This window comes from Wolbachia endosymbiont (group A) of Barypeithes pellucidus (assembly GCF_964030885.1).
GTDB lineage: Bacteria > Pseudomonadota > Alphaproteobacteria > Rickettsiales > Anaplasmataceae > Wolbachia.
The window spans coordinates 1461638-1481511 of sequence record NZ_OZ034985.1 but is presented as its reverse complement, the minus strand read 5'-3'; the positions used below and the strand labels follow the sequence as shown (position 1 = coordinate 1481511).

Below are 19874 nucleotides of genomic sequence, written 5' to 3'. Positions count from 1 at the left end.
AAAATTACTTTAGTTTTTCTTCTTTAAATAACACATGCCTTCTGACTACTGGGTCATACTTCCTAAACTCCAGTTTTCTGGTGAGCTTTTTTGGATTACGCTTTTTTACATAAAAATAGCCAGTTGATTTTTCTTCACCAGTTTTTGTTGTCTTGATTGCAGTGCTGACTAACTTAACAAGCAAAGAAGCATTTTTTTTCGTCATACTTATAATGATATAATAAATTCTATGCGAGTTTATTACGCAAAACACTAAAAGTCAACCGAATAATGCAGATCGTAAAATTCTTGACAATCAACAGTGCATTAAGTAGCATAAAGTTAACTTCAGAATAAAAAGCAAACGGTAAATAAGTGGCAAATAGTGGCAAAAGGTTATTGTTGATAGAAAATTCCACCTGTTCTAATGAGGTAAGAGTTGCCTTGTCAGTTAATAATAAGGTTGTAGAATTTGAACAAGAATTCAAGGAAAAAAAACAATTAAGAGGTAATATATATGTTGCTTATATAAAGCGTATAGAGCCTTCTTTGCAAGCCGTATTTATTGAATATGGAAAAAATAAGCAAGGTTTTTTGTCTTTTTCTGAGATATCTCTAGATTACTTCAATATTCCAGAAAAAGAAAAGGAAACTATCTTTGAGAGCTACTCAAATGACGATTGTACAGAAGAAGCCCCAGCAAATATTTCTTCAGATTCTGCAGCTAGTAAGAATGTCAACGAGTCAGGTAGTGGTTTTGTAAGAGAGGTACCTTTATATAAAAAATACAAATTACAAGATGTTATTTCAGTAAATCAAAAAATATTGGTTCAGCTAACTAAAGAGGAACGAGGCAATAAAGGGGCTTCATTTACAACATACATAACTTTAGTGGGTAGATACTGTGTTTTCATGCCAAATTCCATGAGCAAAGGTGGAGTGTCCCGCAGAATTGAAGATGCTAATGTCAGAAAGCAGTTAAAGGATATACTAAATTTAATAAACTTGCCAAAAAGATCAGGTTTAATAGTAAGAACTGTTGGTTCAGGAAAAAGTAAGAAAGAAATTGAGCAGGATTACGATTACTTATCCTCATTATGGCAGAACATTCAGAAAAATGCCTTCTCTGTAAACGCTCCATCATTAATTTACAACGAAGCAGATGTAATTATGAGATCTGTTCGTGATTTTTGTAGCGATGGTATAGAAGTTATAGTGTCTGGAAAGGAAGCTTTTGAAGCAGTTAGGCAATATGCTAACAATGCACTAAAAGGTAGTAAATTGCGCTATAGATTGTATAGAGGTTATGTTCCGATCTTTACTTACTATGGAATTGAAGATCAAATTTCTGAGTTATATAGCAATAGAGTAGAATTGCCATCTGGTGGGTCTTTGATAATAACTTTAACTGAGGCGTTTGTTTCAATAGACGTAAATTCAGGAAAGATGACAGGAGAAGATAGCATAGAAGAAACAGCTTATAGAACCAACATGGAAGCAGTACCTGAAATATCAAGACAGGTGAATCTTAGGGGCCTATCAGGATTAATAGTAGTCGATTTTATTGATATGTTGAAATATCAGTATTGCAGAGCTGTTGAGTCTGCTATAAGGCAAGCGTTTAAAGATGATAAAGCTAAGGTTCAATTTAGCTACATAAATGACTTTGGTTTAATGGTGTTTTCAAGACAAAGAATCAAACCAAACATACAAGAAATTAATACTACAGAGTGTTTACACTGCAAAGGTACTGGAAGAGTAAAATCAAACGAAGTAATTGTTGCATCGATACTAAGGGACTTACAACATATTGCTAATAAGAATCGAAATAAGTCTTTTGATTTAGTAGCGCACAGTGCAGTTATAGCGCATATTTTTAATAATAAACGGAATACAGTTTCTACAATCGAAAAAGAGTTTAATATTACATTGAACGTCAGTATTGATAACAGTTTAGATGTAAATACATTTGTTTTAAAACAAGGAGATGATGTTAATTTAAACGATTATAAGCCATTACAGAACTCTGGATACCAAATTGGGGATAGCAGCAATGAAGAAGCTGATAATTCAAATAAACTACGAGGCAATTTTTGGCTGACTAAGTGGCTTTCGCGCCTTTTAAGTTCTAATAACTAATTAGAACTCCTAAATTGGGCTTGTAATTAATAAGTCCTATACTTATATATTCTTATATCAGATGATATTTACAATGGGGTACTCATTATGGGAAGAGCAATAGGTATAGATCTCGGAACAACAAATTCTTGTGTTGCAATAATGCAGGGCAAAGACACAAAGGTAATAGAGAATAAAGAAGGAGCAAGAACTACTCCATCTATAGTTGCATTTACTTCATCAGGAGAAAAATTGATTGGTGCTCCAGCAAAAAGGCAAGCAACCACCAATGCAAGTAATACCTTTTTTGCTACTAAGAGATTAATAGGCCGTCAATACGGTGATTCTGAAATGAAAAATCTAAACGTGCCGTATAAAGTGTTTGCAGCAAAAAATGGTGATGCATGGGTTAAAACCACTGATAATAAAGAATACTCTCCTAGCCAAATTGGTGCATTTATACTACAAAACATGAAAGAAGCAGCAGAAGCTTATCTTGGAGAGGAAGTAAAAGATGCTGTGATAACAGTGCCAGCATACTTCAACGACTCTCAACGTCAAGCAACAAAAGATGCAGGAAAAATCGCCGGATTAAATGTACTCAGAATAGTAAATGAACCGACTGCCGCAGCGCTTGCTTATGGTCTTGATAAGAAACATGGGCACACAATAGTGGTGTATGACCTTGGTGGTGGTACATTTGATGTCTCAATACTTGAAATAGGTGAAGGGGTTTTTGAAGTAAAGGCTACAAATGGTGACACTCATCTTGGAGGTGAAGACTTTGATAACGCAATAGTGAGTTATTTACTAGATGAATTCAAGAAAAGTAATGGCATTGATTTGAAAAATGATCCAATGGCTATGCAAAGAATCAAAGAAGCTGCTGAAAAAGCGAAAATTGAATTATCAAGTGCAATGGAAACGGAAATAAATCTACCGTTTATTACAGCTGATGCAAGTGGTCCAAAACACTTAAATATGAAATTAACGAGAGCAAAACTTGAAAGCTTAGTGAATGATTTAATCGAAAGAACTATGGCTCCTTGTAAAAAAGCTCTTGAGGATGCTGGTTTGTCTGCTAGTCAAATTGGCGAAGTGGTTCTCGTTGGTGGCATGACTCGTATGCCAAAAGTCATAGAGAAAGTTAAAGAATTCTTTGGCAAAGATCCACATAGAGGAGTGAATCCTGATGAAGTTGTAGCAATTGGAGCTGCAATACAGGCGGGAATCATTCAAGGTGATGTAAGAGATGTGTTACTACTTGATGTGACTCCACTTTCTCTTGGTATTGAAACTCTAGGAGGAGTGTTTACTCCACTTATTGAGCGTAATACTACCATTCCTACAAAAAAATCTCAGGTATTTTCAACTGCGGAAGACAATCAAACAGCTGTTACAATTAAAGTGCATCAAGGTGAAAGAAAACTGGCAGTTGATAACAAGCTACTTGGTCAGTTTAGTTTGGAAGGGATACCTCCTGCTCCTCGTGGAGTTCCACAGATTGAAGTAACATTTGACATAGATGCAAATGGAATAGCACACGTTTCTGCAAAAGATAAAGCTACTGGAAAAGAGCAAAAAATACGCATTCAATCTTCAGGTGGTCTATCTGATGATGAAATAAATCGCATGGTAAAAGAAGCTGAAGAAAAAGCACAAGAAGATGAAAAGCGTAAGAAATTTATTGAAGTGAAGAATCAGGCGGATAGTTTAGTTCATTCTACAGAAAAGTCTCTGACAGAGTATGGTGATAAAGTGTCATCTGAAGATAAATCTGCTATTGGAAATGCATTGAATGAGCTAAAAGAAGCGAGTAAATCTGATAACATTGATGACGCTGATTCAATCCAGCAGAAAGTTACCAACCTTTCTCAAATCTCTATGAAGCTTGGGGAAGCTATGTATAATGCCTCACAACAAAATAGTGCTGGAAATGGCTTTTCATCAGAAGGGAATCCAAATGATAAAGAAGAAAAAGTAGTAGATTCTGATTATCAAGACATAGATAATAAAGAAGAGAATAAGTAATTGTGATCACTTTTCCTGTCATCCCAGTGCGTGACACTGGGATGACAAGAGGAGCGTATTGTTGCTTAAAGGAGCCATTATGGATATTATTAAAACGATAGAAGAAAAGATACGCGATTCGATAGATGTAATTGATATCAACATTATCGATGAATCAGCAAAGCATGCTGATCATTATTTTGCTTCATCTTCAACACTACCTTCACATATCAAGCTAATATTAATATCTGACAGCTTTATCGGAATGAACACTCTCAAAAGGCATAAATTGATCTATGAATTATTAAAGAGTAAGATAGAGCTAATACATGCAATTTCTCTTCACTTGTATACGCAAAACGAGTACAATTTAAAAAATAAAGAATAAAAATGTGAAGGAAGAGTCTTTATTAGTTAAAGCAGGAAGAAAATTTAATGACTATAAAGGTTCTATGAACCCGCCAGTTTATCATTCTTCTACCATATTATTTCCTACTTACAAAGACTACTTAAATGCTGCAAATGGAGAAAGTATATACGATGTAATCAACGATGGTGTTGCAAGAGATTACAGCTATAGTAATGTTGGTACTCCCACTGTTCATTATCTTTCAAATGCGCTTGCTGAAGTTGAGGGTAGGGGACAAGCATTAATCTATCCTTCCGGATTGTTTGCACTTACTTTTGCTATTTTGACTTTCACTAAAGCGGGTTCGCATGTCTTGATACAAGATAATAGTTATTACCGACTTAAGAGATTTGCCGAAAATGAGCTACCAAAAAGAGGAATAGAAGTAACTTTTTATGATCCAATACAGGATATAACTGATTTAATTCAGAGTAATACTTCATTGATAATGATCGAGACTCCTGGTTCTGTAACGTTTGAGATTTCGAATGTAGAGCATATAGTAAAAATTGCTAAGGAACACAGAATCGTAACCGTTTGCGACAATTCATGGGCCACTCCTTTGTTATTTAAGCCGCTTAATTATGGAATTGATGTTGCACTATATGCGGTGACAAAGTATCTAGCCGGTCACTCAGATTTAGTGATGGGAGCTATTATTGCTGAAGGTGAAATTTTTAAATTGCTTTATGAGAGCTATAAAAATTATGGAGTAACCATTCAATCGCACGACTGCTACCTTGCACATAGGGGACTTAGAACATTGTACACACGTATGAAAAGGCACCAAAATACAGCAATGGAAGTGGCAAAGTGGCTAGAAAAACATTCAAAAATCAAAAAAGTTTTGTATCCAGCACTTCCCTCCCATCCTCAACACGAATTATGGAAAAGTTACTTCAAAGGAGCAAGCGGCACATTCAGTATAGCACTGGATAGAGAATATTCATGTGAAGAACTAAGCTGCATGGTTGATCACATGAAAATTTTTGGTATCGGTGCTTCTTGGGGAGGGTGCGACAGTTTGATATTACCAATAGATCGTAGATCTATGTCAAGATCCGTAATGAGTTCAGACTATGGTGGAAGTTTTATACGGATATTTTGTGGACTGGAAGATCCTGAAGATTTAATCTCTGATTTAAATGCTGCACTAGCAAGGTTGCCATGTTCGAATATCAAAGCTGGCAGAGTAAAGCATGAAACTGAGAGAATTACTGCATAACATTATTGATGTTAACTTTGATGTTGAAATCAAGGGCGTTACATGTAATCCCAAGAGAGTCAAGGAAGGTTATCTTTTTGTTTGTGTGTCAGAAAGGGATAGGATTTACATAGATCAGATATTATCTTGTGGAGCTAAAGCGATAATTGCAAGTGATTGCATAACAAATGGTGTCATTCCAGTGCGTGACACTGGAATCCAGGAAAAAAAAAGATGGATCCCAGTGTCAGCTACTTGGATGACAGAAGCTTCAAGCCTTGGTATCATTCCAGCGCGTGATGCTGGAATCTGTATCTTCCACCCAAACCCTCAAGAAATATACAGCGAAATAGTCAGCAGGTTTTATCAATTTAAACAGCCCAAATATGTTGCTGCTGTAACGGGTACGAATGGTAAAACTTCAGTGGTAGAATTTTGCCGCCAGATCTGGCAAAACTCTGGCTATAATGCTGCGTCTATTGGAACACTTGGAACATGCATCAATAATGGCAGAAAAGATAATAGCAACAGTCTTACCACTCCAGGTGCAGATGACCTTTACGCAACATTGCGTGGTATAAATGTAGAACACTTAGTGTTGGAATCATCAAGTCATGGAATTGATCAATACAGAATCCATGGATTAAAGTTGAGTGCTGCAGCTTTTACTAATTTCTCGCAAGATCATTTAGATTACCATAAAAATCTTGGTGAATACTTAGAAACTAAAAAAAGGTTATTTTACGAGGTATTACCAAAAGGAAAAACAGCGATTTTAAATGCGGATATAGATGAATACGGCGCATTGCTTAAAATAGCTGAAAAACGCAGCAACAAAATTATCACCTATGGAAAAACAGGCTCTGATATTACTTTATTAGAGCAAACACCAACCCCTAATGGTCAATATCTTACAGTAAAAATTGATAACCAAATTTACAATACATTTTTCCCAGTTTTAGGAAAATTTCAAGCATATAATCTGCTATGTGCAATTGGTATATCTGGATTAAATTACAGAGAAATATGCGTAGAAAAACTCGTTTCTCCACCAGGAAGAATGGAAAAAGTGAAACCTTTTGCATTCGTGGATTACGCTCATACTCCAAGTGCGCTTAAACAAGCCCTATTGTCTTTAAAATGGCACGTTAACAAAAAAATAGTCCTAGTTTTTGGATGCGGTGGAAATCGTGATCAAATAAAACGTGCAGAAATGGGCAAAATAGCACAAATGTATGCAGACAAAGTAATAATTACAGATGATAATCCGCGTGATGAAGATCCGGCAAAAATTCGTCATGACATTTTGCTACATTGCCCTGATGCGCTAGAGATAGAAGATAGAAGAGAAGCTATAGAGAAAGGTATAGATATTGCCCATAACGAAGGTATGATTCTGCTGGTTGCAGGAAAAGGACATGAGAAATTCCAAATTGTAGGAAGCCAAACTTTTGAGTTCAGTGATGTTGAGGTTATTAAAAGTAAAGTTTTATCTTGATCTATATACTCTGACCAATTTCCTGTACAGAGCTCTCTGTTCCTTCCATTTTAGTGTTAGGTTTTGACATTACGTACGCAATGCAAACAGATACTAATGCAATGGATACAGATATACCAATAGTTACTAGTATGGGAGTGTTAAATAAACTGTGTCAAACCGCATTTTTAGTTCAACTCAATTTTCAATCTGCCAGGAAAGAAAACATCAAGTTGAGAGATAGTTAATGCCCAATCATGTACAGGCATCGTCCACTTTTCCTCTGCCTTCTTTATAGCACAATATACCTGCTTATACAAGGCATTTATGCTGGTAAATGAGCCTTTGGTCTTAGTGAATTTCCTAATTTGCCTATGTAGCCCCTCTATGGGATTGGTGGTGTAGATTATCCTCCTAACTGGACCAGAATACTTAAAATAACCAGACAAGTTTTCCCAATTATTCTGCCAAGATTTTATAACCATAGGGTACTTTGTGCCCCATTTTTCATCCAATTCCAACAGATAATTCTCGGCAATTTCCTTGCTTGAAGCTTGATATACCTTCTTTAAATCGCTCAAAAAACTCTTCGCATCTTTACTGGCCACATACTTCAGTGAGTTGCGTATCTGATGCACTATACACATCTGCACTTCCGCATTAGGAAAGACACTGTTTATAGCTGCAGGAAAGCTTTTTAGCCCATCAACGCAGGCAATAAGGATATCTTCTACTCCTCTTTCTTTGAGGTCATTTAACACTCCCAACCAGAAGTTAGCTCCTTCACTTTCAGCCAAATAAAAACCTAATACTTCTTTTTTGCCATTTTGATCTATGCCTAATATGTTATACATGCATTTACTTACGCAATGCCCGTCCTCTTTGACTTTAAAAAACATGCCATCCATGAAAACTATCGGATATACAGACTGCAGCGGGCGACTACGCCATTCGTTGATTACTGGTAGCAATTTGTCAGTAATACTTGATATCTCTGCCGCCGATATTTTGTGATCATAAATTTCCTCAACATGTGACACTATATCTCTATAGCCCATACCACTGGCAAATGTGCTCAAAATCTTCGTTTCAAGCTCTGGATGTAAGTTTGTTTGCCTTTTTTTGACTATTTGTGGTTCGAAACTTCCTTCTCTATCTCTTGGTGTTAATAGCTCTGCACTTGTACGTAAAGTTTTTGCATTTCTCCCATTTCTTCGATTATTCTCTTCGCTTTTAGCCGACAAGTGGTTTTCTATTTCACCTTCCAGGCTTACCTCCAGCAACTTTTTTATAAACGGTGTTAATGCTCCATCTCTTCCTGTCAACGGTCTTCCTTCTCGTATAGACGACAGGATATTTGTTTCTAATTCTTTATAATCTACCAAACCGGTAGTTCTGTTTACTACTTTCTGACTCATTGTCAAACCTCCATTTTTTTATATCAATTTATTACTTTTTTTTCGGTTTGACACAGTTTATTTAACACTCCCTGTTCAAGATCGTGATGGTGCTCTAAATCTTTTTACTCAAGCTAAATGCAAAGCTCCAACTTTACGTAAGTTTTTTGCTGATCAAGGATACACAGGTAAATTACAAAACCGCTGTTTATTGGAAATGGGATACGATTACCAAGAAGGTAGTTGATACAGGATTTCAGGTTATTCCTAAACGTTGAAAGAACGTTTGCTTGGCTCTCCAATTTTAGGCGCATGAGCAAAGATTATGAGCATTCTCCTCTTACTTCAAAAAACAATATCTTCTTTAATATGATCACTATTATGTTTCACAAATTAGCTCATTTTTGAGTTTGAAGACAGGCTCTTAGAAAGTGGGATTACGCTATTCCTTTCTATCCGCTTTCTTGGGCAATCCACCTCCACATCTAACACACATCTCAGTGATTATAATATCCAATTTTTGATCATGTTTTTCTACAGGTAAATCTTTACAATATTGTTTCTCATAGGCTACACCTATAAATATTTTTCCAAGCGGCCGCAGTTTTTCTATCATTGTATCATACCAACCACCGCCAAAACCTAATCTATTAAAATGATCATCAAAAGCAACAACAGGAGTAATGATTGTGTCGGGAATTACATCTTCATTTGTTTCGTTCCATCCCTCAAATCTTAGTAACTGATTTTTATTAGGAATTGTTACTTTATAACCTAAATAAAGCAAACGACACATCAAAGGGACAACATTTATTTCCCCATCCATTGGAATGTAAGCCGCAACTGTTTTTCCTTTAACGTAACTTAAGTTCTGATTAAAGAGATTAATAAGGGAATTTGCCGCATAACTGGAATAACTTTCATCAATATCTTTTCTTATAGTTCTATATTGCTCTCTTATTTCCTTTTTGTGCTGTTTAATATCTTTGAACATGATCTATCCATTTCGCAGTAAGTTTTTCTTGTAAACTATTTTGCTTCAAGCGCTCACTTAAAAAATCAAAGTCAATAAATTCCATATCCTGGTCTTGATTACTGCAGCTATAAACAAAACTCCTTTCTCCTGTTTTCGCATTTATATGTTGCTGCACACACTGAGCGCAGATTTCTTTCATCATACACTGCATAGGAGAATTAACTGATGATATTGCTATGTGGCCTGATTTCAGATATGGCTTTAAAATTGTTTTTCTAGCTTCATTCACAGCTTTCATCATTTTATCAGAACCAATAGTGATAATTTTATCTATAGCGTTCAAATTAATACCTAATCTTCCTTGTTGATAAGAGACTATTGCATCAACTATATTACCATGAAAGGATTTATCTTGATCTCTGCTTGTTTCTATCAATCCTTCTTCACATGCCCAAACTACTGCATTTGATGCACGTTCTATCAGTGCTCGTTTAAATACATCACTTAACTTCTTATAGCCAGCGAAGTACAAAACCTTGTTATTATTTTCAAGACATGCTTTCCCTATCGAAAACAACACTGCATTTCCAACTCCACCACCAACTAGCATTATATTCTTCATGTGCTATTTTAACTATATTTGTTCAAATTTTTTGAAATTTTATAGAACAAAGTAATTTTCGCACACAAAGACAGAGACAAGGACACTCTCTGACTTCAACTATACTGATAACTGACAGCTGCATTTTTACGCATACTATCCAATAGCAGGTTGCTTTGTATCATAATCTTTTGTTGGTACATCTGCTGTTTAATTGCTTCTATATCCGCTGCATTACTCTTGATATCACACAACATCATCAACTTTGCAGTGCTATTTTCTCTCAATTCTACTATTTCATTCACACTTATTTTACTAAATAAAATCTGTAAATCAGGATTTAAATCTCGCATTTTTATTTCAAATTCTTTTGCATTCGGCAACTTAAAATTATCTGCTAATTTATCAAAACTTAAACAATTGACTTTTTGCTCCTTGAAATTATCCAATAAACTTTCTGAACCTTCAACCACAATCTGTTTTAATTTTAAAGTGCTTTCCAGCAGTGCATGATTAAGTTGTACCTTATCTATGACTTTTATAATAGAGCAACCTTCACTAAAACTAACTGGACCTGCTATATCGCTGATTTCTAATCCTTCTAAAACGCCCTTGAGTTTGCCTTTCAGCTGACTTAAATTAACTGTTGCTTTACGTATCTTTATTGGAGATTCTGGAATAAAGTCATCATTACTATTACGTAATTTTTTTACTAAATCTTCAGCTATACCATAAACGTCCTTGTCTTTTTGATCAGGAATTATAAACTCTTGGAACGTGATAAGACAATCCGGCTTTTCTGTTTGCCTTTTTACATCATCTACTTCTTTATCGCTTATATTAATAAATGGCACAATTCTTACTTCAATAATTTTGCTCCATAGTAACTGACATTTTATTTGTTTTCTTAAAATACTAAGATCTATATTATGCTTCTCTATGTATTGATCAACTTCATTAGCCTTAAGTTTAAAACTTTGGGTTAAAAATAACATGACAGCATTATCTAACTCCTCGTTGCTCAATTTTATATTCAGCCTCTGCGCTTCATTGATAATGATAATTTCGTCTATTAGTTCCCTAAGAATTTGAGGCTTTGCTTCTTTTTGATTAACACTTTGAGTGCCAAACAATGAATTTATAAAGTTGATGCGTTTTTCGATATCTAAATTTGAAATTGGCTCGCCATTTACATCTGCAATAATTTCAATCTCGGTTGCAAGCAACCTAAGTGGCAACACTATCAACAGTAAAATTAGTATTTTATGCATATAAGTAAGGTTAATAACCAATTCTATAATAAATACTGAGTCAATGCTAGCCAACTTTTTAATAGTGATCTCAGTGACAATGGAAATAAAAACCATTGCAACAAAATCAGGTACGCTGGTAAATAGGCTAAAAACATGCTAATATAGCGAATTTAGACCGTGCTCAAAACAGTATACGGAAGGAGAGGGATTCGAACCCTCGATACGACTTTTCAATCGTATAACGGTTTAGCAAACCGCCGCCTTCAGCCGCTCGGCCACCCTTCCAAATTTAGAACCTAAAGATTATATAATACCAAGACCTCTACCGCCTGTCTAATGCTTTTAATTGCAATATTTGTATCTGTTCAGATGCATGGCTAATGTACAAATACTGAAACAAAAATTCCAGTGCTCCCTTTCTTGTCATCCCAGTGCGTGACACTGGGATGGCTTTGTTGCATAGCACCTTAAGCAGTGATGATTTACGACAAATTTATGTAATGATTTCAAATTTAGCCATACCAATATCAGTGAATTTGTTGAGCAAATAGCACTTAATTAGTAATTCTTTTTCACGATTTACTTCAGATTTATTCCTAAAGCTAAATCCAAATACTTGCTTCAACCTTGAGAAAAATCCTTCTATGTAAGATCTCTTTCCATAAATCGCTTCCTTTTTCCACTCTTTTACACCATCTTGTCCATATAATTTTATTAACCTAATAGCAGCATTTCTGTCAGACATATAATCTATTTTTGAATGTTCTGCTGCATCCTTTTTTGGTAGAACTTTTGTCTTTATATCGTATTTCTTACACAATTTATAAAGTTTGTGCCTATCGTATGCCCTATCTGCATATAATGCTTTTATTTTGTGCTGAAAATTAACTTCTTCAAGCAAATCGCAAGCTCCATAGTGGTCAGAGTAGACGCCATTACTGTATCTTGCAGCTATAGCTTTTTTACTATTCACACTTAACATAACATGTAACTTTCTTACTTGCTCGTAGCTTCGGTACTTTCTATCTGCACTGTTTTCCTTACTGTGGCCAGGAGTGTTACTGTAAATGCTGATACTTGTGCTATCTATGATAATTTCAATATTTTCCATGTTGCTTTTATCAACCCTGCAATCATTTATCTTAATATTAAGTTTTTTAAACCTTCTTGATGCTTGTGAATAGCTGATAACTGCCAAATTTTTTCCTATTTGTTGCAGATATCCTTTTATAAACCCCACCGTTTGTCTTAAACCAATTCTAAAAAGATTGACAATTATATGCACCAAAATTACGACTTTATCACTGTAAATATAGTTGCCGCCCTGCATTTTTGGACTATTTTCATACCAATTTTCGATAGCTTCATCGATGTAATGAAAAATATTTCCCCTTTTTTCAAGGAATTTGTTATATTCGTTTTGGTTACTGACTTTCATTTTCTGTGGCATATTTTTTCTTCAACAGTTAAATGGTTATTTATAATGAATTTTGTCAGTAGCTACCAGATTTTTTCGGTTGCTATGCAACAAAGCCCACTGGGATCCAGGTTACTATATATGAAAAGTTATTATGTTTATATACTTGCAAGTGAACGAAATGGAACCCTGTATATAGGTATAACATCAAATTTAATTAAACGAATTTGGGAGCATAAAAGCAAAGCCATTTCCGGTTTCACGTCAAAGTACAATGTTAGTAAATTAGTCTACTTTGAGGAGTTTCAAGACATAAATTTAGCAATTAGTAAAGAAAAGCTTCTAAAAAGCTGGCAGAGAAAATGGAAAATAAACTTAATTGAAAAAACAAATCAAGAATGGAAAGATTTATATGATGAAATCGTATCTGGATTCCAGCGTCACGCGCTGGAATGACAGGAGGTAACGCAAGAAGTCTATTGATTGTGAAAACAATAACTTTGCAAAATATTAATTATTAGATAACATAATCAAAGTTTTTATCTTACATTCATCATGGTTAGAGCTATACAAATTAAAAAAACTGGGGGGCCAGAAGTATTAGAATTTGTAGATAAGAATATAAGTGAGCCAAAAGGCGAGGAAGTTTTAGTACGTCACACAACTATCGGCTTAAATCGTTATGATTTAGAGCACAGAAAAGGTATGCGCAAAATTAAAGATCTACCATCAGTGCTTGGGGTAGAAGCAGTGGGAGTTATTGAAAAGTTTGGTAAAAAAATCAGTGATGGATTGAAGGTTGGAGATAGAGTTGGATATTGCACAGCTCCTCCAGGGGCATATTGTGAAAAGCGCATTATACACCAGAAATATCTGATAAAAATTCCAGATGACATATCTGATGAAGTTGCCGCTGCAGTGCTGTTTAAAGGTATGACAGCTCACTATTTAGTTAATCAATCTTATAAAATTAGGCCTGGTGCTTTCGTGCTAGTTCATGGGGCTAATGGTGGTTTAGGACAAATAATATGCCAATGGGCAAAGGATAAAAAAGGTGTAGTGATAGGCTCTGTAAGCTCTGATGAAAAAATGAAGATAGCTTTACAAAGTGGCTGCACATACGCAATAAACTACAATGATAAAGACTTCGTTTCTAAAATTATGGAGATTACGCAAAACAGAGGAGTAGGTGCAGTGTATGACCCCATAGGTTACGCTACAAGCAAGCTCTCTTTTGAATCTTTAGGCAGGTTCGGCATATACGTTTCCTATGGGCAGATATCAGGTAACGCTCCTATTAGTTTTTCTTTACTTAGTTCACGTTCGTTATTTGCAACTGGAACTTCGATATACCATTATAAGCATGATAGATTCACATTAGTGCTTACCACAATGGAAATCTTCGAGATGATAAGAAAAAAACTTTTAACTGTACGGATCAATAAAAAATATAAATTTGATGAAATAATTCAAGCCCATCGTGATATGGAAAATAGAAAAGTAAGTGGGTTAAATATTATTAAAATCTCTTAAATAAATTAGTAATTTAAACTAACCATTCATTAAATCATATCAACTAGAATTTCACATATTTAATTCTCCTTTTGGGGAAATTAAAAGCATATAGCTAAACTGACTTAGGCTTACCGACGATTTGAAAAACCATCATTCCGCTACTCGTTAGCGGAATCTATGCTGAGATACCGCGAATAGACTTCTTGCATAACCCAAATTAAGTAGAAAAAGGTATCATCCGAGTAGCTGACACTGGTTCCTTTATGACGGCAGTAGCCCCTTCTTGTATCTTGTCAAAAGCATCTAATGTTTTAAGCTTAAGCATTAGGTGGAGAAGGGAGGAACTCTGTGCTTCTTCTTAGATATAAAATCTGTAGAGGAGATAAGAATTCCCTTCTCAAAAGTATAGGCTGGACGGTATCGTAGAAAAACCTAAATGGTTCTAATTCTGTATTCACAAGGTTAGCCTTACTTTTCATTTTAAATAGTAACGTATGGGGTTATATATGATCAACAACTTTCTGGGAATAGATGTATCAAAAGATCGCTTTGATGTTTTTCTCTCATTTATAAGTAAAAAAGGAAAACGTGAAACTAGGAAAAGAAGCTTTAAGAACGATGATAATGGGTTTCAAGGTCTGCAGAGCTTTCTACAAAAACATAACGTAGAGCAAGTGAAAGCTTGTATGGAAGCTACCGGTTGTTATAGTGAAGCTTTGGCTGAATTTCTACACAATGCTGGACATTTTGTAAGTGTTGTAAATCCTTATTGTATTAAATCTTATGCGAGGAGTAAGCTTGTAAGACAAAAGAATGATCAGACCGATGCAGAAATTATTGCTGATTATTGCCAAAGACAGGAACCTACTCGTTGGACACCACCTTCTCCTGAAATGAAAAAATTAAAACATCTTTATCGTTGCTCGGTTGCGTTAAAAGATGGATTAACATTCGTAAATAATCATTTAGAAAAGAAGGAGAGACTGCCTGAAGAAGTTGCAAATGCTTGGGAAAACCTTGCAGTGAACATAGAACAATCAATAGAAACAATAAAAAACTCCATACGTGAACTATTAAAACAGCACAAAGAGTTGTTGGAAAACTTTCAACTCTTATTGACTATTCCAGGAATAGGAGAGGAATCAGCAATAGCTATTTTAGCTGAAATTCCTGACACAAAGGCTTTTATAAATGCCAGACAATTGGCAGCATACGCTGGAACTATACCACGAAATATAACATCAGGTTCATCTGTATATGCCAAGCCCAGATTAAGTAAATCAGGTTCACGAACACTACGTAAGGCCATGTATTTTCCTGCTATAGTAGCTAAAAATCACAATCCTATTATTATGACTTTTTGCAAGAGATTAAAAGAAAAAGGCAAGCATAATATGGCCATTGTTGGTGCTGCAATGCGTAAGTTGCTTCATATTGTTTTTGGTATTTTAAAATCAAAAAAGGCTTTTAATCCTGACCATATCAAAAGCTACAGGACTAGGAGATTGACTGAAGCTTTAGTAATTTAAAATCGAAAAATGCTTCCATTCTATCTTATGTAAAATGGTATCTTACACAAATTTATTGAATGTAGTTGGTTAGTGTATATGTTGATAAGTGTAAAAGACAAGATTTAATCTGACAGACAAGAATTAACTGACAGAAGAATTGAGGTAGTCAAAACTAATATCAGGCTCTTGTTTAATACAACTACAATCTGTATACCGCTACACAGGACGGGAATTGGCAGTATTTTTTGATTTCACAATATAACTTAGGCAATTTAGATTCAATTTTTGTAATTTTCTTGTTGACTGGCGAGACGGTATCTCCTGTCATCCCAGCACCTTCTTCCTGTTATCTAAGTAGCTGACTACTTGGATCCAGAAAACTTAACTTTAAATAAGTGGCTGCATCTAGATTCCAGACTGGAATGACAAGGCTATAAGTGTCAACACTGGGTTAGCCCAAGCGAGACGTCATGCCGCCGCGGATAGATCCCGCTAACAAGTAGCGGGATGACGAGGTTATCGTCATGCCACCGCGAACCGTCATACCGCCGCGGTATCTCTTAGCCGCTAACACGTAGCGGGATGACGGTTGTCGTTTAGCCATAAATGTTTAAGAAATTTACCAAACGAAAAAAAAGGCAAAAGAAGCCTTAGTCATTGTCTATTTTCAGTATTGGCGTTTTTTAAGTCTTAAACACTGCAATTTAGCTGCTTTTAAATGCAACTCACCTTTGTTTAAATGTTTAAGAAATTTACTAAGCAGAAAAAAAGGCAAAAGAAACCCCGTGTTAGCTAGTTGTCACTTTCTAATCCTGCAAATTGGCGTTCTCTACTGTCTTAAACGCTTTGTAAGCGCGTTTCGGCTTATATAGCTAGAAATGTTGTGAAGACATAAGGTGCACATAGTGCGAAAAATTAAAAATAAGACGCCAAGTACGTTGTTTTTTTGCTGTTTAATCTGCACAGATGAAGATAACTGAATACCTTCAGTACCATGATATGGGCGCTGGCGAAGGGTGTCAAGTAAGTTTTTTCGTTTCTGAGGGCTACTGAATAACGGCTACAATGTTTGTACAGCTATGTACATAGTGCTGGAACCAAAAAAAGAACCAAGTAGCTTGGCTACTTGGATGACAAAAGGTAATACAAGAAATCTATTGGCTCTCGTATACCTTAGTGAAACTTAACAAGTTTATCTATAGTTTTAGTGATGATTCTTGGAGTATCCGGAGAAACTGCTGAGCTCAGCCTATTTAACCGTTCTATAGCAAACTCGCTGTTCTCATTTGCTATGAAATCACATAAAATATTTTCTATATCCTTAGTAACACTTTCATGCTTCCTCAGAGGATGATTATGTGGATACCTATTGATGGTTCTGATGCTAGAATACTCAACAAAAGCTTGATCCTTAAAAGCAAGTTGTCTCAATTTCTCTTTGAATTTTCCTTCTTCCTCTTTTGCTAAAAGGCGGGACTTTATCAGTGATTTTATAATCAAATTTATAGCTTGATGTATTTCAGAATGCACTATAACTTTAATAGTATTTTCCTCTACTATACAATCATAAATACTTTTTTCGCTCTTTAATGACTCTATAAGCGTTCTGCTATTTTGTGAATTCAATTCCAAATTCTCTTCACTCATAGGAGTTATTATAAAGGTATTCTTATTTACTCTGATGTTAAATTGTGAAAATCCTTCAGAAAAGGAAAATGCTACATCCTTAGATTCAAGTGCGTGATTGCATGCAGAAAAAAGGGTATGTGCTATAACATTGCTGGGCACCTTCATTCCATGTTTACTCAGGTGGTTCAATACATTTTCAACCTCATGATATGTAAAGTCTGTATCTTTTAGCAATTCAACAACTTCTTTGCCGTTGTGCTGCTTGTACTCTATTCTCACTTCTTCTGTAAAAAGTGTTTTAGCTGCTATATGTTTATCAAGCACTGTGAAAATTTTGATAAAATTCTCTAAATCTTGTTTGTTAACTAATTCGATACTAATTAAGTTTCTGCTAATATATGAAATATTTTTTGTCATTTTTTCCCACTAAAAAAACTCACTAAATGAATTGTATTTTTAATTCATTAAGAATTGTTTAAAGTGAGCATACTAGCTTTTCACTCGTGCATTACATGACAATGAAAGTGAGATAAAAATTATATAAAATCATCGCGTAGTACAACGCCTTCTTCATATTCGTCATTGCTACTTGTGTAGGTTGTGACATCAATGTGATTGTCATTATTATTTAGCATATCATCCAACTTTCCTTCTTTTTCAAGATCCATCAATTTGTCACACCCCCCAATGTGCTTATCGTTGATAAAAATCTGTGGAACTGTTCTAACGTTATACTTTGATTTTATGTCGTTAAATAGATCTGAGTTTTTGAGCACATCGATTTCTTCATATTTCACACCTTTTTTATCCAGCAACTCTTTTGCTTTTTTGCAGAATGGGCAGTGCTGCTTTACATATATTATAACTTTTCCTTTAGTATTTTTCACAATTTATCTCCGTAGCTTACTAAAATATAGTTATTATATATAAGAAACATGTAAAAACATCAAATTGTATGAAAATTATTTATAATTGTGAGCAAGAGATAGAAAATAATATAGCACTGACCTTCGGAAATTTCGATGGCATTCATTTAGGACATGAATTTGCAATTTCCACTCTAAAGAAGGTAGCACAAGAAAGAGGATTACCCTCCGCAGTTTTAACTTTTGAGCCTCACCCATCAACTGTTTTATTTGGTAGAAACAATTTTAGGTTAATAGACCAAGAACAAAAAAAGGAACTGATCAGCAGCTATGGTATAGATTACTTGTATATTATTAATTTTAATAGAGGTTTTTCTGAGGTTAGCTGCGATGACTTTATCAGTAAGATTTTAATAGATAAATATGGCGCTAAACACATAATTGTCGGAGAAAATTGCACTTTTGGTCATAAACGATTGGGTGATATATTAACTCTAGAGAAATATTCTGAAACATATGGATACTCTTTGACTAAATTAGAGCCATTAATAATTGACGGCAAAATTTGCTCTTCTTCTTCAATAAGGGAGTATGTACAGAGGGGCGAAATAGAAATTGCTAATAAATTGCTCGGCAGACCTTATCAAGTTTCTGGTGTTGTGACAAAAGGTGCATGTAGAGGTAGAGAAATAGGATTTCCAACCATAAATATTCCTATAGAAGATTGCATGATAAAACCAAAATTTGGTACATATTACGCTAAAGTGATGTTTTCTGATAATAACCCCAATTGGTTATATGGAGTAGTCAATATTGGTATGAGACCTACATTTAAGGATCTGAAAAAGCCCATAATAGAAATGCACATATTCGATTTTGATGAAGACGTATATAATCATAAAGTCAACATACAACTTTTAAAATTCATAAGGTCAGAAAAAAAATTCCATAGTATTGAGGAGTTAACAAAACAGATAAATTATGATATACTTAAAGTTTGTAGGTTAAAGGCAAATTTATGAAAAAGTTATGCTTAATTGTTATATTAATTATAGTATTGATTGACCAAACGAGCAAATCGTACATAAACTCATTGATTGATGAAGGAGAATCAATTGAGATCACTAGCTTTATAAAGCTAGTTGAAGTTTGGAATTCAGGTATTAGTTTTGGAATGTGTAGCGCTTTACCACATGGCGGTTTCTTTTTTTTAGCAGTTTCAATACTAATAATTGGTATACTTGCATACTTGATATACAAGTCTGATGATCGGTCAATTTACCTTGGTTTTTCTCTGATGATTGGTGGAGCAATCGGAAACGTAGTTGATAGGATCTATTGGGGAGCTGTATATGATTTCATATATTTTCACATTGATGATTGGTATTGGCCAGCCTTTAATTTAGCGGATTTATCTATAGTTTGTGGAGTGTTTACATTGTCATATAAGTGGTATATATATGATATGTTTATTTCCAAACAAAATGAGAAATAAAATAATTGTTTTTATAT

19 protein-coding genes and 1 tRNA gene are annotated in these 19874 nt (G+C 34.8%); 10 read left to right on the top strand and 10 right to left on the bottom strand.

Going from position 1 to position 19874, the window contains the following annotated elements:
- Nucleotides 1-4: 4 nt before the first annotated feature.
- Nucleotides 5-205 (bottom strand): 50S ribosomal protein L33, encoded by a 201-nt coding sequence (gene rpmG / locus ACQH1X_RS07590; protein WP_265026429.1) that lies wholly within the window; start codon nt 203-205, stop codon nt 5-7.
- 149 nt (nt 206-354) lie between these two features.
- On the opposite strand from rpmG, the gene ACQH1X_RS07585 reads away from it, so the two are divergent.
- The 5 genes from ACQH1X_RS07585 (at nt 355) to ACQH1X_RS07565 (ending at nt 7218) form a co-directional block, all read left to right on the top strand.
- Nucleotides 355-2118, top strand: coding sequence for an Rne/Rng family ribonuclease (locus ACQH1X_RS07585; RefSeq protein ID WP_265034605.1), 1764 nt, complete (start codon nt 355-357; stop codon nt 2116-2118).
- 87 nt (nt 2119-2205) lie between these two features.
- Entirely contained in the window at nt 2206-4128 is a 1923-nt protein-coding gene (gene dnaK / locus ACQH1X_RS07580) for a molecular chaperone DnaK (RefSeq protein WP_265026431.1), read from the top strand.
- 79 nt (nt 4129-4207) lie between these two features.
- A complete protein-coding gene (locus ACQH1X_RS07575) occupies nt 4208-4495 on the top strand; it encodes a BolA family protein (protein ID WP_353285334.1) in 288 nt (95 codons plus the stop codon).
- A gap of 4 nt (nt 4496-4499) precedes the next feature.
- Nucleotides 4500-5741 carry a cystathionine beta-lyase gene (metC, locus tag ACQH1X_RS07570; RefSeq protein ID WP_353285335.1) on the top strand — a complete coding sequence of 414 codons (1242 nt, stop codon included), beginning with the start codon at nt 4500-4502 and terminating at the stop codon, nt 5739-5741.
- The gene (locus tag ACQH1X_RS07565) at nt 5716-7218 is read left to right on the top strand and encodes a Mur ligase family protein (RefSeq protein WP_425386154.1); all 1503 of its coding nucleotides are present in this window, start codon (nt 5716-5718) and stop codon (nt 7216-7218) included. Before metC ends, ACQH1X_RS07565 begins: the two co-directional genes overlap by 26 nt.
- A 167-nt stretch (nt 7219-7385) precedes the next feature.
- On the opposite strand, the gene ACQH1X_RS07560 is transcribed toward ACQH1X_RS07565, so the two are convergent.
- From ACQH1X_RS07560 to ACQH1X_RS07535, 6 genes are all read right to left on the bottom strand, one after another.
- Nucleotides 7386-8615: an IS256-like element ISWpi15 family transposase gene (locus ACQH1X_RS07560; RefSeq protein ID WP_425386153.1), complete on the bottom strand. Its 1230-nt coding sequence runs from the start codon at nt 8613-8615 to the stop codon at nt 7386-7388.
- 421 nt (nt 8616-9036) lie between these two features.
- Nucleotides 9037-9588, bottom strand: coding sequence for a 5-formyltetrahydrofolate cyclo-ligase (locus tag ACQH1X_RS07555; protein ID WP_425386152.1), 552 nt, complete (start codon nt 9586-9588; stop codon nt 9037-9039).
- Nucleotides 9572-10192 carry an oxidoreductase gene (locus ACQH1X_RS07550; RefSeq protein WP_425386151.1) on the bottom strand — a complete coding sequence of 207 codons (621 nt, stop codon included), beginning with the start codon at nt 10190-10192 and terminating at the stop codon, nt 9572-9574. The genes ACQH1X_RS07555 and ACQH1X_RS07550 overlap by 17 nt, the downstream gene beginning before the upstream one ends.
- Before the next feature lie 95 nt (nt 10193-10287).
- Nucleotides 10288-11442 (bottom strand): SurA N-terminal domain-containing protein, encoded by a 1155-nt coding sequence (locus ACQH1X_RS07545; protein ID WP_425386691.1) that lies wholly within the window; start codon nt 11440-11442, stop codon nt 10288-10290.
- A 176-nt stretch (nt 11443-11618) separates the two neighbouring features.
- Nucleotides 11619-11709, bottom strand: a tRNA-Ser gene (locus tag ACQH1X_RS07540).
- A 208-nt stretch (nt 11710-11917) separates the two neighbouring features.
- Nucleotides 11918-12874 carry an IS5 family transposase gene (locus ACQH1X_RS07535; RefSeq protein ID WP_425385760.1) on the bottom strand — a complete coding sequence of 319 codons (957 nt, stop codon included), beginning with the start codon at nt 12872-12874 and terminating at the stop codon, nt 11918-11920.
- Nucleotides 12875-12982: 108 nt separating this feature from the next.
- Between ACQH1X_RS07535 and ACQH1X_RS07530 the strand changes: the two genes are divergently transcribed.
- From ACQH1X_RS07530 to ACQH1X_RS07520, 3 genes are all read left to right on the top strand, one after another.
- Entirely contained in the window at nt 12983-13297 is a 315-nt protein-coding gene (locus ACQH1X_RS07530) for a GIY-YIG nuclease family protein (protein ID WP_253307275.1), read from the top strand.
- 99 nt (nt 13298-13396) lie between these two features.
- Complete coding sequence (locus ACQH1X_RS07525) at nt 13397-14374, top strand: quinone oxidoreductase family protein (protein WP_425386150.1); 978 nt, start codon at nt 13397-13399, stop codon at nt 14372-14374.
- A gap of 488 nt (nt 14375-14862) precedes the next feature.
- Nucleotides 14863-15885, top strand: a complete 1023-nt coding sequence (locus tag ACQH1X_RS07520; protein ID WP_425385829.1) for an IS110 family transposase — start codon at nt 14863-14865, stop codon at nt 15883-15885.
- Between the two features lie 181 nt (nt 15886-16066).
- Here the strand turns inward: ACQH1X_RS07520 and ACQH1X_RS07515 are convergent, their stop codons facing one another.
- The 3 genes from ACQH1X_RS07515 to grxC form a co-directional block, all read right to left on the bottom strand.
- Nucleotides 16067-16195 carry a hypothetical protein gene (locus ACQH1X_RS07515; protein ID WP_425385836.1) on the bottom strand — a complete coding sequence of 43 codons (129 nt, stop codon included), beginning with the start codon at nt 16193-16195 and terminating at the stop codon, nt 16067-16069.
- Between the two features lie 845 nt (nt 16196-17040).
- Nucleotides 17041-17913 (bottom strand): hypothetical protein, encoded by an 873-nt coding sequence (locus ACQH1X_RS07510; protein ID WP_425386149.1) that lies wholly within the window; start codon nt 17911-17913, stop codon nt 17041-17043.
- A gap of 119 nt (nt 17914-18032) precedes the next feature.
- Nucleotides 18033-18383, bottom strand: a complete 351-nt coding sequence (gene grxC, locus ACQH1X_RS07505; RefSeq protein WP_265026213.1) for a glutaredoxin 3 — start codon at nt 18381-18383, stop codon at nt 18033-18035.
- Between the two features lie 68 nt (nt 18384-18451).
- Between grxC and ribF the strand changes: the two genes are divergently transcribed.
- Nucleotides 18452-19384, top strand: coding sequence for a riboflavin biosynthesis protein RibF (gene ribF / locus ACQH1X_RS07500; RefSeq protein WP_425386148.1), 933 nt, complete (start codon nt 18452-18454; stop codon nt 19382-19384).
- Complete coding sequence (gene lspA, locus ACQH1X_RS07495) at nt 19381-19857, top strand: signal peptidase II (protein ID WP_425386147.1); 477 nt, start codon at nt 19381-19383, stop codon at nt 19855-19857. Before ribF ends, lspA begins: the two co-directional genes overlap by 4 nt.
- Nucleotides 19858-19874 lie beyond the last annotated feature (17 nt).